This window comes from Mycobacterium sp. E2479, from assembly GCF_001667925.1.
Lineage (GTDB): Bacteria > Actinomycetota > Actinomycetes > Mycobacteriales > Mycobacteriaceae > Mycobacterium.
Genome location: NZ_LZJR01000022.1, coordinates 23,067 through 37,468 on the forward strand (window position 1 = coordinate 23,067; position 14,402 = coordinate 37,468).

At 68.5% G+C, this 14,402-nt stretch carries 12 protein-coding genes and 1 pseudogene; 6 read left to right on the forward strand and 7 right to left on the reverse strand.

What is annotated here, in order from left to right; genetic code table 11:
- Nucleotides 1–127 precede the first annotated feature (127 nt).
- Nucleotides 128–1,930, forward strand: coding sequence for a long-chain fatty acid--CoA ligase (locus A5686_RS02595; RefSeq protein WP_067930616.1), 1,803 nt, complete (start codon nucleotides 128–130; stop codon nucleotides 1,928–1,930).
- Nucleotides 1,931–1,969: 39 nt separating this feature from the next.
- On the opposite strand, the gene pimB is transcribed toward A5686_RS02595, so the two are convergent.
- The 4 genes from pimB to A5686_RS26325 all read right to left on the reverse strand — a co-directional run bounded on the left by pimB (nucleotide 1,970) and on the right by A5686_RS26325 (nucleotide 5,638).
- Entirely contained in the window at nucleotides 1,970–3,100 is a 1,131-nt protein-coding gene (gene pimB / locus A5686_RS02600; protein WP_067930619.1) for a GDP-mannose-dependent alpha-(1-6)-phosphatidylinositol monomannoside mannosyltransferase, read from the reverse strand.
- A 72-nt stretch (nucleotides 3,101–3,172) separates the two neighbouring features.
- A complete protein-coding gene (locus A5686_RS02605; RefSeq protein ID WP_231986261.1) occupies nucleotides 3,173–4,015 on the reverse strand; it encodes a hypothetical protein in 843 nt (280 codons plus the stop codon).
- A 31-nt stretch (nucleotides 4,016–4,046) separates the two neighbouring features.
- The gene (ripC, locus tag A5686_RS02610; protein ID WP_067930621.1) at nucleotides 4,047–5,204 is read right to left on the reverse strand and encodes a peptidoglycan hydrolase RipC; all 1,158 of its coding nucleotides are present in this window, start codon (nucleotides 5,202–5,204) and stop codon (nucleotides 4,047–4,049) included.
- A 179-nt stretch (nucleotides 5,205–5,383) separates the two neighbouring features.
- Nucleotides 5,384–5,638: a hypothetical protein gene (locus tag A5686_RS26325; protein WP_082947431.1), complete on the reverse strand. Its 255-nt coding sequence runs from the start codon at nucleotides 5,636–5,638 to the stop codon at nucleotides 5,384–5,386.
- A 152-nt stretch (nucleotides 5,639–5,790) separates the two neighbouring features.
- On the opposite strand from A5686_RS26325, the pseudogene A5686_RS02615 reads away from it, so the two are divergent.
- A pseudogene (locus A5686_RS02615) lies at nucleotides 5,791–7,617 on the forward strand (DEDD exonuclease domain-containing protein); the annotation flags it as partial.
- On the opposite strand, the gene trpD reads toward A5686_RS02615, so the two are convergent.
- Complete coding sequence (gene trpD / locus A5686_RS27750; RefSeq protein ID WP_082947432.1) at nucleotides 7,555–8,637, reverse strand: anthranilate phosphoribosyltransferase; 1,083 nt, start codon at nucleotides 8,635–8,637, stop codon at nucleotides 7,555–7,557. The pseudogene A5686_RS02615 and the gene trpD overlap by 63 nt on opposite strands.
- A 150-nt stretch (nucleotides 8,638–8,787) precedes the next feature.
- On the opposite strand from trpD, the gene A5686_RS02625 reads away from it, so the two are divergent.
- The 4 genes from A5686_RS02625 to A5686_RS02640 are packed head-to-tail and all read left to right on the forward strand — an operon-like array spanning nucleotide 8,788 to nucleotide 13,188.
- Nucleotides 8,788–9,399, forward strand: a complete 612-nt coding sequence (locus A5686_RS02625) for a heme-copper oxidase subunit III (protein WP_082947433.1) — start codon at nucleotides 8,788–8,790, stop codon at nucleotides 9,397–9,399.
- Between the two features lie 29 nt (nucleotides 9,400–9,428).
- Nucleotides 9,429–10,286: a cytochrome c gene (locus A5686_RS02630; RefSeq protein WP_067930626.1), complete on the forward strand. Its 858-nt coding sequence runs from the start codon at nucleotides 9,429–9,431 to the stop codon at nucleotides 10,284–10,286.
- Entirely contained in the window at nucleotides 10,283–11,494 is a 1,212-nt protein-coding gene (locus tag A5686_RS02635; RefSeq protein WP_067930629.1) for a ubiquinol-cytochrome c reductase iron-sulfur subunit, read from the forward strand. The genes A5686_RS02630 and A5686_RS02635 overlap by 4 nt, the downstream gene beginning before the upstream one ends.
- Nucleotides 11,491–13,188, forward strand: a complete 1,698-nt coding sequence (locus tag A5686_RS02640) for a cytochrome bc complex cytochrome b subunit (protein ID WP_067930632.1) — start codon at nucleotides 11,491–11,493, stop codon at nucleotides 13,186–13,188. Before A5686_RS02635 ends, A5686_RS02640 begins: the two co-directional genes overlap by 4 nt.
- Before the next feature lie 131 nt (nucleotides 13,189–13,319).
- On the opposite strand, the gene A5686_RS02645 is transcribed toward A5686_RS02640, so the two are convergent.
- Together A5686_RS02645 and A5686_RS02650 are read right to left on the reverse strand one after the other, a co-directional pair.
- Nucleotides 13,320–13,964 (reverse strand): DUF2561 family protein, encoded by a 645-nt coding sequence (locus A5686_RS02645; RefSeq protein WP_067930635.1) that lies wholly within the window; start codon nucleotides 13,962–13,964, stop codon nucleotides 13,320–13,322.
- Nucleotides 13,964–14,402 (reverse strand): MmpS family transport accessory protein (locus A5686_RS02650; RefSeq protein ID WP_231986260.1); only part of this gene is annotated, 439 nt, incomplete at its 5' end. The genes A5686_RS02645 and A5686_RS02650, both read right to left, overlap by 1 nt.

Below are 14,402 nucleotides of genomic sequence, written 5' to 3' on the forward strand. Positions count from 1 at the left end.
GGGCCTGGCGGCGGGAAACGCGGTGTCGGCCTGACCGCCTCTCGCCGTGCTGGGTCAACGCGCGGATTAGGCTGGTCACCAGCAACCCCCTACCGGGATCTTCACGAGGTCAATCGAGGTCATAAGAGTGCGTGAGTACAGCGTCCCCGCCCGCTTTTCCGTAGGCGAACAGGACAACATCGCGGCGATGGTGTTTGAACACGAGCGCGATGACCCCAACTTCGTCATCTACCAGCGTCAGATCGAGGGTGAGTGGACCGACGTCACCTGCCATGAGGCGGCCGGTCAGATCCGCTCGGCCGCACTCGGTTTGATCTCATTGGGCGTGCAGGCCGGTGATCGGGTATCGATCTTCTGTGCCACCTGCTACGAATGGGCGATCCTCGACCTGGCGATCCTGTCGGTGGGCGCGGTCACCGTGCCCATCTATGAGACGTCGTCGGCCGAGCAGGTGCGCTGGGTACTGCAGGACTCCGAGGCGGTGCTGGCATTCGCCGAGACCGACGAGCACGCCGCGATGGTGACGGAGCTGAGCGCCGAACTGCCCGCACTGCGCCGCGTGCTGCACATCGACGGTTCGGGCCCCAAGGCGCTCGCCCAGCTGGTGGAGGCCGGGGCATCGGTGGAACCGGCCGAGCTGACCGCGCGCCTCGATGCGCTGCGAGCGGCGGATCCGGCGACTCTCATCTACACCTCGGGTACCACCGGGCGACCCAAGGGCTGCCAACTGACGCACTCGAACCTGCTGTACGAGACCCGCGGCGCCAAGGAGAGCCTGCCGACGCTGCTCGACGAGGGACAGCGGCTGCTGGTCTTCCTGCCGCTGGCGCACGTGCTGGCCCGCTCACTCACGTTGTCCGCATACGCCAACAAGGTCACCGTCGGCTTCACCAGCGACATCAAGAACCTGGTGCCGCTGTTCGCGGTGTTCAAGCCGACCGTGGTGGTCTCGGTGCCGAGAGTGTTCGAGAAGGTTTACAACACCGCCGAGCAGAACGCCTCCAACGACGGCAAGGGCCGCATCTTCGCGACGGCCGTGCAGACCGCCGTCGACTGGAGCCAGGCGCAGGACGGCGGCCGCCGCGGGCTCGTGCTGCGCGCCAAGCACGCCTTGTTCGACCGGCTGGTCTACCACAAATTGCGCGCCGCGCTGGGCGGCGACTGCCACGCGGCCGTGTCCGGCGGTGCGCCGCTGGGCTCGCGGCTGGGGCACTTCTACCGGGGCGTGGGTTTGACCATCCACGAGGGTTACGGCCTGACCGAGACCAGCTCGGCGATCACCGTGAACCAGGTCGGCAACGTCAAGATCGGCACCGTCGGAACCTTGGTGCCCGGCAACAGCATGCGCATCGCCGATGACGGCGAGCTATTGGTCCGCGGCGGCGTCGTGTTCAGCGGCTACTGGCACAACGAGCAGGCCACCAAAGATGCCTTCACCGACGGTTGGTTCAAAACCGGCGATCTGGGCGTGCTCGACGAAGACGGCTTCTTGAAGATCACCGGGCGCAAGAAGGAGATCATCGTGACCGCCGGCGGCAAGAATGTCGCGCCGGCCGTCCTCGAGGACCGGCTGCGGGCGCATCCGTTGATCAGCCAGGCCATGGTTGTCGGCGACAACAAGCCGTTCATAGGCGCGTTGATCACCATCGACCCGGAAGCGTTCGATGGCTGGAAGCAGCGCAACCAGAAGGGGGCCGGTGCGTCGGTGAGCGAACTGACCACCGATCCCGACCTGGTCGCCGAGGTCGACGCGGCGATCAAGGACGCCAATCAGGCGGTGTCGCACGCCGAGTCGATTCGCAAATTCCGCATCCTGCCGGTCGACTTCACCGAGGACACCGGCGAACTGACGCCGACGATGAAGGTCAAGCGCAAGGTGGTGGCCGAGAAGTTCGCCTCCGAGATCGAGGCCATCTACCAGAAGGACTAGCCGGGCCGGCGCCGAAACGCTCGCGCGGGCTCACTCCGTTCAGCCGAGCAGGGTGCCCAACCGCGCCGCCAAGGTTTCCCAGCGCCACTGGGCCGTCACCCAGTCGCGCCCGGCCGCGCCCATCGCGGCGGCCCGGTCGCGATCGGTTAGCAACTCGCTGACGCCCTCGGCGATCTCGTCCGTGTCGCGACCGTCCACGACCAGTCCGGTCTTGTTGTGCTGCACCGTTTCCGGCGCTCCGCCGGATTTCCCCGCGATCACCGGCACGCCGGTCGCCGACGCCTCGAGGAATACGATGCCCAGCCCTTCGACGTCCAGCCCGGCGCCTCGGGTGCGGCACGGCATCGCGAACACGTCCGCAAGAGCGTGGTGCGTCGGCAACTCGGCGGCCGGTACACCGCCGGTGAAGGTCACGTCGTCGGCCACCCCGCACTCGCGGGCCAGTGCGCGCAGCGAGTCCGCATACGGGCCGCCGCCGACGATGACCAGGGCGGCGCCGTCGACACGTCGCCGGATCGACGGCAGGGCCTTGATGAGCATGTCCTGGCCCTTACGCGGCACCAGCCGGGACACGCACACCACGGTCGGCCGCTCCCCCAGCCCGTAGCGGTCACGCAGCCGCGCGCGGCCCGCCGGATCGGGCCGGAACCGGTCGGTGTCCACTCCGGACGGCAGGTATTCCAACGAGGCCCTGGGCCCGAAGGCCGGCGCGAACCGGGAACGGGTGTAGCGGCTGACGAAGGTGACGACGTCGGTGTCGTCGCCGATGCGGCGCAGCACCGAGCGCGCGACAGGGAGCATCGACCAGCCGACCTCGTGGCCATGCGTGCTGGCCAGCACCCGGCCCGCGCCGGCTCCACGGGCGCGCTGGGCCAGTAGTGCCAGCGGTGCGGCGGCGCCGAACCAGACGGTGTCGATGTCGTGGTCGGCGATCAGCCGCCGCATCCGGCCCTCGACCGCAGGGCCCGGCAGCATCAGCGTGCCCGGGTGGCGCACCACCCGGTAGCCGGCGGCCTCGTCGTAGGCCTCGGCGCCCTTCCATTGCGGCGCATACACCATCACCGAGTGCGACCCGCCGTCGGCCAGCCGGCCGACCAACTCACCGAGGTACGACTGGATGCCGCCGGGGCGGGGCGGAAAGTCGTTGGTTACCAGCAGGACCCGACTCACCTGCGTCAGGTTAGCTTGGCGACGACGCGGACCGTGGTCTGGGCTGGGCCGCGGCGGTGAACCGGGAGTTCCCTAGTGGGTCAGCCACTGCTGCCAGCGCATGAGCAGGCCCGCCGGGCTGGTGCCCAGCAACTCTTGGGCGGCGGCCGCCATGTCGGTGTGCCGGATGCCGCAGGTGGCGAGGTAGAGGTCGCGTAACTTCGGCGGCCCGTAGGCGTCGGCAACGAATCGGGCGAACCACCAGGCGCGGTCATAGGCCAGCGAGCGCGCCGTCCCCGGCTCGTCCAGGTCGCCGTCGGTGGGCAGCGTCATGGGTAGCAAGCTGTCGGCCGGCACCGGCGCGGGTGGGCGGCCGACGAAGTCGGCCACGCCCTCGGTGAGCCAGCGGGGTGCATCCGTGACGGTGTCGGCGCGGGCGGCGTAGTGAAACAGCTCATGGGCCAACACGATTCGCAACGATGTGGCGCTCATTGCGGCCGCGCCCGGCGCGAACACGATCCGCTCGCCGGCTGCAACCCGGCGAACGGGATCGAGGCGGTCGACGACCGTCACCGCCGCGATATCGGCCCACTGGGACGCCGGTCCCCCGCCTGCGGCGGCGCGGAATTCCTCGTCCGTACCGGCGGCGACCACGGCGATCTCGTGGGGCCAGTCGACGCCCCAGAACGACTCCACCGCGCTGATCGCCGCACCCATGTTCGCGGCCACCCGGGCCAGCAATCGGTCACTGGCGGGCCCGCCGAGGCCCAACAGCCGCACGGTGCGATCGCCGAGCGTGATCGACTTCGTTGAGGCACCGATTTGGCTGGGGGCGGGCATGACCAGCTGCGCGGGTCGGATCCGGCTCTCGCGCACGGCATCGAACGGCACGGCCGCGACCACGAGCAGTTCGACGACGAGTAACCAGGCCAGCAGCAACGGGAGCCGCGGGCGCCGTCGGAGGTGTCTAGTAACGGCGAGCGTCGTAAATCGGGCCAGAGGAGTTCATCGGCACCACCCGCACCGGCACGCCGTAGGTGGACGAGTGGATCATCATGCCGTCACCGATGTAGAGCCCCGCGTGCGATGCGTCGGAATAGAAGGTCAGGACGTCACCGGGCTGCAGATCCGACAGCGCAACCGGCTGGCCTCCGTGGGCCATCGCCTGGCTGGAGTGCGGCAGCGAGATACCGGCCTGCTGGAATGCCCACATCACCAGGCCCGAGCAGTCGAATCCGCCGGGCGCGGCACCACCCCACACATAGGGCGAACCGACCTGGGTCAGCGCGGCCTGCACGACGGTGGCGCGGTCGCCGCCGCCGACACCGCCGGGAGCCATGCCGGGCAGGCCGGGCATCCCACCGGCGGGCGGAGCCTCGCCCGGCGCCTGGCCGGGAGGTGTGCCCGGGGGCGCCGCTTCCGGCGCCGGAGCGCCGGGGGCGGGCGCGGCCGCCGGTGCGGGCGTTCCGGGATTGGCCAGCGCGGTGCGCTGATCGGCAGTCAAGGAAAGGTACTGCGACTTCACCACCGCGATCTGCACCTGCAGCTGGCTCTGCTTGGACTGCAGGCTCGCCCGGACCGCGGCGGCCTGCTCGGCCGCACTCTTGGCGTCCGCTGCCGACTTGGCGGACTCGCGCTCGGCCTTCGCGGCCTGCTCCCCGGCGATCCGGTAGCTCTTCATCTGGCTGGCCATCTGCGCGGCCATCACCCGCTGCACCGCCAGCTTGTCGATCAGGCCCTGGGGCGAGCCGGCGGTCAGGATGGCCTGCATGCCGTCGACGTGGCCACCCATGTAGGTCGCGGCGGCCAGCTTGTTGACCGAATCCTGATACGACGACAGATGCGCCTTGGCCGCATCGACCGCGGCCTGGTCGTCGGCGTGCTTCTTGTCCGCGGCGCGCTGCGCGGCGACCTTGTCGTTCAGGTCGAGCTGGGCGCTGTGCATGGCCTCGGTGGTCTGCTCGGCCTGACGGGACAGCTCGTTGAGTTTTGCCGTGGCGTCTTCGGCCGGGTCGCCCCACGCCGGGGCGGTCATGATGCCGGAGAAGATCGCGAAGCCAGCTAGTGCCCCTATGGCCGAACGTGTGAGCGCACGCGCAACCGGGTACCTAGAGTCAAGCCTCAAGATTTGCTTCCTTAAACGGCCATCGACGAATTAGGTCGTCGAGCGGGTTTAGGTCTCAAACAGGTTACGAAACGATATCGGCGTTTGTCCAAAGCCAGCGGTTAAGAAATTAGATAGAATTCTGTCATTTCTATGTGAGTCGTTTCGGGTGGCCCGAGGACCTTTGTGGGACAAGGCAATTAGGCTACACCAGATCCCCGAACCCGACGAATTGGGACCAGACGAAGCCGGGGCGCCAAGCCGACCTCGGCCAGAACTTCTAAAGCCGCTCGTTCATCCTGCAATAAAGTATCCGGGACCCCGAGTATCACGCTGACGACGCAGTCGGGGCAGCCGGGGCCGCGCACCGCGCACTCGTCGCAGTCGATCACCACCGGCGTCCCGGGCTGCGGCGGCGTCGCGCCGATGTCGGTCGGTCCAGTTCTCGGTGCCATCGGATCGGTCCTCTCGGTCTGGCTTCGGCGAACATCACGCCGCACTGCCCGAACGGTAACCGCCGCCACCGACAGGTACCGTCCCCGCATTCCGGTAGCCGCCCGGCGTGGCAGCCGCGGGCGTGTCGGTCGTCACCCTTAACGTCACCGCCGTGGCTGTTAGGGGTGCGACTCAGCTGAGCTTCGCCGACGCGGGGTCGCCGTTCACGCCCGACGAACTCTCGCTGCGCGAAACGACCTTCGTCGTGGTCGACCTGGAGACCACCGGTGGGCGCACCAAGACCACCGGGGGAACCCTTCCCGACGCCATCACCGAAATCGGAGCGGTCAAGGTACGCGGCGGAGCGGTGCTCGGCGAGCTCGCCACCCTGGTGGACCCGCAGCGCAGCATCCCGCCCCAGATCGTCCAGCTGACCGGCATCACCACCGCGATGGTCACCGACGCGCCGACCATCGACGCGGTATTGCCGATGTTTTTGGAGTTCGCCGGCTTCGACCGGGGAGCCGTGCTCGTCGCCCACAACGCCGGGTTCGACGTCGGCTTCCTGCGTGCCGCCGCGCAGCACTGCGATATCGCCTGGCCGCGGCCGCAGGTGTTGTGCACCGTCCGGCTGGCACGGCGGGTGCTGAGCCGCGAGGAAGCCCCCAGCGTGCGGCTGGCCTCCCTGGCGCGGCTGTTCGCCGTGGCCACCCAACCCACGCACCGCGCCCTCGACGACGCGCGTGCCACCGTCGACGTGTTGCACGCCCTCATCGAGCGAGTGGGCAACCAGGGCGTGCACACCTATGCCGACCTGCGCGCCTATCTGCCGGGCGTCACACCCATGCAGCGCCGTAAACGGGTGCTCGCCGAGGGCCTGCCACGCCGGCCCGGCGTGTATTTGTTCCGCGGGCCGGCGGGCGAGGTGCTCTACATCGGCACGGCCGTCGACCTGCGACGACGGGTCAATCAGTACTTCACCGGCGCCGACCCGCGCGGCCGCATGAAGGAGATGGTCGCGCTGGCCACCGCGGTCGATCACGTCGAATGCGCCCACCCCGTGGAGGCCGGCGTGCGCGAACTGCGGCTGCTGGCCGCCCACGGCCCGCCGTACAACCGACGGTCGAAGTTCCCGCAGCGATGGTGGTGGGTAGCGCTGACCGAGGAGGCATTCCCCCGCCTGGCGGTGGTGCGGGCGCCGCGGCACGACCGCGCCGTCGGCCCGTTCCGGGCCCGCGCCGACGCCGCCGACACGGCCGCCCTGCTAGCCCGGTTCACCGGCCTACGAACCTGCACCAACCGGTTAGGGCGCTCGGCGTTGCACGGGCCGCTGTGCGCCGAGGCGGAGGTGTCGCCCTGCCCGGCAGCGCGTGACGTCACCGCCATCCAGTACGCCGCCGCCGTGGCGCGGGCCGCGGCGCTGATCGACGGCACGGACAACACCGCGCTGACCGCGGCCGTGGGCCAGGTCAGCGCGCTCGCCGACCGACATCACTTCGAGAGCGCCGCGCGACTGCGCGATCGCACCGTCACCGCGGTCGAGACGCTGTGGCGCGGTCAGCGGTTGCGTGGCCTGGCCGCGTTGCCCGAGCTGATCGCCGCCGCACCCGACGGGCAGGGCGGCTATCACCTGGCCGTCATCCGCCACGGCCAACTCGCCGCGGCGGGCTGCGCCAGGCGCGGGGTGCCGCCGATGCCGGTCATCGACGCGATCGTGGCTGGGGCACAAGCGATTTTGCGCACACCCGCGCCCCTGGGCGGCGCACTGGTCGAGGAGACCGCACTCATCATGCGCTGGCTGACGACGGCCGGGGTGCGCCTCGTTCGGGTGGCCGAGGACGGCTGGGCTTCCCCGCTGCGGTCGGCCGGGGCGTGGTCGGCGTGGGCCGCCTCGGCCCGCTCGGCCCGGCTGGCCGCCGAGCAGGCCCTCCGGCAATCAGACCTGCTGGCCGAACCGCACCCATCGCGCGAGCAGTTGTTCGGCCGCACCGGAATCGATGGCCCTACCGGCGCGGGCCAACCCGTCCTCCCACGCCGGCAACCATTCAGCGCGGCTGGATAACCCGGCGTGGGCGACGATCGCGCCGGCGGCATTGAGGACGACGGCGTCGCGCACCGGGCCCTTGCCGCCGGCCAGCACCGCGCGCACCTCCGCCGCGTTGGCCTGCGCGTCACCACCCAGCAGGTCGTCGAGATCGGCTCGGGGAAAACCGAATCCGGCGGGGTCGAACGTCAGCTTGTCCACCGTGCCGGCCTGCACCCGCCAGATCGTGCTGGTGGTGGTCGTCGTCAGTTCGTCGAGCCCGTCGTCGCCGTGCACCACCAGCACACTGGATCGGCGAGCGGCGAACACGCCGGCCATCACCTCGGAGAGGTCGGCGAAGGCGCAGCCGATCAACCCGGCCCGCGGCCTGGCCGGATTGGTAAGCGGCCCAAGGAGATTGAAGACCGTCGGTACCCCGATCTCGCGGCGCACCGCCGAGGCGTGCCGGTAGGACGGGTGGAACAGCGGCGCGAAGCAGAAGCCGATGCCGACCTCGGCGAGGCTGCGTGCGACCTCCTCGGGCCCGAGGTCGATCCGAATGCCGAGCGCCTCGAGCGTGTCGGCGCCGCCGGACAGCGACGAGGCGGCCCGGTTGCCGTGTTTGACCACCGGCACCCCGGCAGCGGCGGCCACGATGGCCGCCATGGTGGACAGGTTCACGGTGTTGACGCCGTCGCCACCGGTACCGACGATGTCGACCGTGTCGTCGCGGATGGCGCCGGCGGGCATCGGCAGCGCGTGGTTGAGCATCACCTCCGCCAGCTCGATGACTTCGGCCGAGGTGGGAATCTTCACCTGCATCGCGACCGCGAAGGCCGCGATCTGGGCGGGGCTCGCCTGGCCGGACATGATCTGGTCCATGGCCCAGGCCGCCTGCCCGCGCGTCAGGTCCTGACCGCCGGTCAGACGCGACAGGACCCGCGGCCACGATGGTGCGGACGCGCCGAACGGCGAAGCCTCGGGTGACAAAGCCACGCGCCGATGGTCCCACGCGGACCATAAGTAGCCCCAACCCCCAACAAACTCGGCTGCGAGCCGCCCACTTGGCGCTCCAGTCCGACGCGCCGGACATCAAATGCCGCCCCGGGTGGAGTTCAACAACTACAAAGCGTCATACTTGCGGATGTGACCAGCGCTGCCGGGACTTCGGGTACTGCAATTACGTCGCGGGTGCATTCGCTGAACCGACCCAACATGGTCAGCGTCGGCACCATCGTTTGGCTTTCCAGCGAGCTGATGTTCTTTGCTGGCCTCTTCGCGATGTACTTCACCGCTCGCGCCCAATCGGGCGGGAAGTGGCCGCCGCCGCCCACCGAGTTGAACCTGTATCAGGCCGTCCCGGTCACATTGGTGCTGATCGCGTCGTCGTTCACCTGTCAGATGGGCGTGTTTGCGGCCGAGCGTGGCGACGTGTTCGGGCTGCGCCGCTGGTACGTGTTGACCTTCCTGATGGGATTGTTCTTCATTTGCGGCCAGGGGTACGAGTATTACCACCTCACCTCGCACGGAACCACGATCCCCGGAAGCGCCTATGGCAGCGTGTTCTACCTGGCGACCGGGTTCCACGGCCTGCACGTCACCGGCGGGCTGATCGCCTTCATCTTCTTGCTGGCCCGCACAGCGATGAGCAAGTTCACACCGGCGCAGGCTACGGCCAGCATCGTCGTCTCGTACTACTGGCATTTCGTGGACATTGTGTGGATCGCGCTGTTCGCCGTGATCTATTTCATCCGATGAGCAGGCGCTGGACGAACAGGAGTGCTCGGTTGAAGAAACTGGGATCTACCCGATCCGGTGCGGCCAAGTCGTCACAGGGGCAGCGTGATCGTTCGCGACGGCGGCTGCGTCGCCGGCTGTCCGGCGGTCTGCTGCTGCTGATCGCGCTGACCATCGCCGGCGGATTGGCCGCCGTCCTTACCCCGCGCCCGCAGGTGGCCGTCGCCGACGAGTCGAACTCGGCGCTGCTGCGCACCGGCAAGCAGCTCTTCGACACGTCGTGCGTGTCCTGCCACGGCGCCAACCTGCAGGGTGTTCCCGACCGCGGGCCGAGCCTGATCGGCGTTGGCGAGGAAGCCGTGTACTTCCAGGTGTCGACCGGCCGGATGCCGGCGATGACCGGGGAGGCCCAGGCACCGCGCAAAGAACCGATCTTCGACGAAGGCCAGGTCGACGCGCTGGGCGCCTACGTTCAGGCCAACGGCGGCGGGCCCACCACGGTGCGCAACCCGGACGGCAGCCTGGCGATGCGCTCGCTGCGCGGCCAGGACCTGGGCCGAGGCGGCGACCTGTTCCGGCTGAACTGCTCCTCGTGCCACAACTTCACCGGTAAGGGCGGGGCGCTGTCGTCGGGTAAGTACGCGCCGGACCTGGAACCCGCCAACGAGCAGCAAATCCTGGCGGCCATGCGGACCGGCCCGCAGAACATGCCGAAGTTCTCCGACCGTCAGCTGTCCTTCGAGGCCAAGAAGGACATCATCGGCTACATCAAGGCGGTGACCGAGGAGCGCCAGCCGGGTGGCTACGGCCTCGGCGGATTCGGGCCCGCACCGGAGGGTATGGCCGCCTGGATCATCGGAATGGTCGCCGCCATCGGGCTGGCGCTGTGGATTGGGGCACGAGCATGAGTGAGGCGGACGTTCGCGGCTCTGACACCGGCGGGAACCCGCACGGTGCCGGTGAGAGGGAGCCCGACGACGCGGCGCTGGCCGCCATGTCGCAGCGAGAACTGGTGGCGCTGGGCGGCAAGCTCGACGGCGTCGAGACGGTGTTCAAGGAACCCCGTTGGCCGATTGAGGGCACCAAAGCCGAGAAGCGCGCCGAGCGTGGCGTCGCCCGCTGGCTGTTGCTGGGCGGCTTTTTCGGGCTGGCCCTGCTGCTGGTCTTCTTGTTCTGGCCGTGGGAGTACAAGCCGAAGGAGGAGGCCGGAAGCTTCCTCTACGATCTGGCCACCCCGCTGTACGGCCTGACGTTCGGCATGGCGATTCTGTCGATCGGGATCGGCGTCGTTCTCTACCAGAAACGCTTTATCCCCGAAGAGATTTCGATCCAGGAGCGCCACGACGGTGCCTCGCGTGACGTTGACCGCAAGACGGTGGTGGCGAACCTGGCCGACGCCTATGAGGGTTCGACGGTCGGGCGGCGCAAGCTGATCGGCCTGTCGCTGGGGATGGGATTGGGCGCGTTCGGCCTCTCCACCCTGGTCGCGTTTGCTGGTGGGTTGATCAAGAACCCGTGGAAGCCCGTGGTGCAGACCGCCGAGGGCAAGAAGGCCGTGCTGTTCACTTCCGGGTGGACGCCGCGCTACCACGGCGAGACCATCTATCTGGCGCGCGCCACCGGCTCCGCCTCCACGTCGCCGTTCGTCAAGATGCGCCCCGAAGACCTGGACGCAGGCGGCATGGAGACCGTCTTCCCGTGGCGGGAGTCCGACGGGGACGGCACCACCCCAGAATCGCAGGAAAAGCTCCGGGCCATCAACCAGGGTGTGCGAAACCCGGTGATGCTCATCCGAATTCGGCCCACCGACATAGACCGCGTGGTAAAGCGGCAGGGCCAGGAGAGCTTCAACTTCGGCGAATTCTTCGCCTACACCAAGGTCTGCTCGCACCTGGGTTGCCCCGCATCCCTGTACGAGGAGCAGTCCTACCGGATCTTGTGCCCATGCCACCAGTCGCAGTTCGACGCGCTGCACTTCGCCAAGCCGATTTTCGGGCCGGCCGCGCGTGCGTTGGCGCAACTGCCGATCACCATCGACACCAACGGGTATCTGGTCGCCAACGGTGACTTCGTCGAGCCCGTCGGACCGGCATTCTGGGAGAGGACGACAACATGAGTCCGAAATTCAGTCCCCCGAAGATCGGCGATGTCCTGGCCCGCCAAGGCGAGGACATCGACACGCGCTACCACCCGTCGGCGGCGGTTCGCAGACAGCTCAACAAGGTCTTTCCCACCCACTGGTCGTTCCTCTTGGGCGAGATCGCGATGTACAGCTTCATCGTGCTGCTGCTCACCGGTGTGTACCTGACGCTGTTCTTCGATCCGTCCATGGGTGAGATCACCTATAACGGCGCCTACCAGCCGCTGCGCGGCGTGGACATGTCGAAGGCCTTCGCATCGACCCTCGACATCTCCTTCGAGGTACGCGGCGGCCTGTTCGTCCGGCAGGTCCACCACTGGGCCGCGCTGATTTTCGCCGCGTCGATCATGGTGCACCTGGCCCGCATCTTCTTCACCGGTGCCTTCCGGCGGCCCCGCGAGGCCAACTGGGTCATCGGTTCGCTGCTGCTCATCCTGGCCATGTTCGAGGGTTACTTCGGTTACTCGCTGCCCGACGACCTGTTGTCGGGCATCGGGTTACGCGCCGCCCTGTCCTCGATCACGCTGGGTATGCCGGTGATAGGCACCTGGTTGCACTGGGCGCTGTTCGGCGGTGACTTCCCGTGCGGTGGCGTCGGAAACGAATGCGCCACAGCGGGTTACATCATCCCGCGGATGTACGCCTTGCACATCCTGCTGCTGCCCGGAATCATCCTGGCGCTGATCGGGCTGCACCTGGCCATGGTGTGGTTCCAGAAGCACACCCAGTTCCCCGGACCCGGTCGCACCGAGCACAACGTGGTCGGCGTGCGAGTGATGCCGGTGTTCGCCGTGAAATCCGGCGCGTTCTTCGCCACCATCGTCGGCGTGCTGGGCCTGCTGGGTGGCCTGCTGCAAATCAACCCGATCTGGAACCTGGGTCCCTACAAGCCTTCTCACGTCTCGGCCGGTTCGCAGCCGGACTTCTACATGATGTGGACCGAAGGCCTGGCCCGTATCTGGCCGCCATGGGAGTTCTACTTCTGGCACCACACCGTCCCCGCTGCCGTCTGGGTGGCGTTGATCATGGGCCTGATCTTCGTCCTGCTGATCGTCTACCCGTTCCTGGAGAAGCGGTTCAGCGGCGACAACGCGCACCACAATCTGCTGCAGCGGCCGCGCGATGTGCCGGTGCGCACGTCGATCGGCGCCATGGCGATCGCGTTCTACATGTTGCTGACGCTGGCCGCGATGAACGACATCATCGCGTACAAGTTCGACATCTCGCTGAACGCGACGACGTGGATCGGGCGCATCGGCATGGTGATCGTTCCGCCGGTCGTCTACTTCATCACCTACCGGTGGTGCATCGGACTGCAGCGCAGCGACCGCGCGGTGCTCGAGCACGGCATCGAGACCGGCATCATCAAGCGGCTGCCGCACGGCGCCTACATCGAGCTGCACCAGCCGCTCGGCCCGGTCGACGACCACGGCCACCCGCTGCCGCTGGAGTACCAGGGCGCGCCGCTGCCCAAGAAGATGAACAAGCTGGGCTCGGCCGGATCCCCGGGCAGCGGCAGCTTCCTGTTCGCCGACCCGGTGTCCGAGGACGCGGCGTTGCGAGAGGCGGCGCACGGCGCTGAGCAGCGCGCCCTGACCGCACTGCGCGAGCACCAGGACGGCCTCAACGGTTCGTCAAACGGTTCGACAAACGGCGAAGGCGAACACTAGCTCGGGCGGCCCGGGGGCGCATTGACAGCGCCCCGGCCGGGGGACCCAACCGCGAGACATAAACCACGACGACGTTGCCCGGCGGCGGGTCGTCTGCGTGGTTTATGTGCCGGTGGCGGTCCCGCGGAACGTCAACGACGCCGCTCGGCGACAACCTCGCGCAGCTGGCGAATGTGCAGCCACTCCACCGCCGGCATGGCCGCGGTGATGACGCCGGCGAACCCATAACCGACCCACGACGCGCCATCGTGGCCAATCGCCATCAGGTAGGTCGCCGCCGCGCACGCGATCAGGGCCGCGCCCATGGTGCCGGTCAGTATCACGATGCCGCGCAACCAGACTCGGTCCACCGCATCGCCCGACTCGCCCCCCGCGGACGGTGTCGCCGTTTGCACCGTGGCGGTTCCGGTGCGCAGGGCGCCGGTCCCCAGCCGCATCGAAGGCCTCGACGGTCCGCGCGCCGGCGCCGTCATCGCTTGAGCGGCCGGCTCGGACTGCGACATCCGGCGGGCGCGCAACAAGACGGGGATCGCGGCCGCGATGATCAGCGCCGAAACGATGATGACGGCGTACAGCACCCAGGTGGTATGCGGGCTGTGGGCCGCCTTGTGAAAGCCCCTACCCAGGTCCACCAGCGCGACGACGGCCGCCACGCTGACGCCCAGCAACACCAGATAAATGGCGGCACACGCGCCGATCAGGATGCGGTCGACGACCTCGGGCGCGACGGTGTCGTCGTCAACGCCGCCTCGGTAAGCCGAATATCGGTTGACCATCAGCAGCTCGTCTGCGGCGAGTCGTTGCTGTTCGACGAGAGCACTGTTCCATCGCTGGTCGTGATCGAGCAATTGAGCCTACTGACCCGGAACAGGCTGGACGCCTCTACCGAGCCCACGTCGGATTGCGAGATCGGGGTGACCGTCATCGACCACGGGATGTACACGTTGTGCTGCGTGCGCCGCCGGCCGGACGCGTCGACGTAGGTCACCGAAATGATGTCGCCCGGGGCTTTGGTGCCGGTGACCGAGTAGGTGACCTGACGCGGGCCCGCCGGCGTGGTGGGCGGTGGCGCGGCCGCTGTGGACGTCGCCGGCGGTGGCGCCGGAGCGGGTGCGGGCGGGGGCGGCGGTGCCGGAGAAGGCGTCACCGTCACAGTCTGGGTCTCCGTGGCTGATCGTCGCCGGCGTGATGTTCGTGCTGACGTCGCTGGACGG

Bases quoted from the DNA above. Each gene is read 5' to 3' on its own strand.
- A5686_RS26325 (WP_082947431.1), bottom strand. From the start codon at position 5,638: ATGGCACCGAGAACTGGACCGACCGACATCGGCGCGACGCCGCCGCAG.
- A5686_RS02635 (WP_067930629.1), top strand. From the start codon at position 10,283: ATGAGTGAGGCGGACGTTCGCGGCTCTGACACCGGCGGGAACCCGCAC.
- A5686_RS02640 (WP_067930632.1), top strand. From the start codon at position 11,491: ATGAGTCCGAAATTCAGTCCCCCGAAGATCGGCGATGTCCTGGCCCGC.
- A5686_RS02645 (WP_067930635.1), bottom strand. From the start codon at position 13,964: ATGGTCAACCGATATTCGGCTTACCGAGGCGGCGTTGACGACGACACC.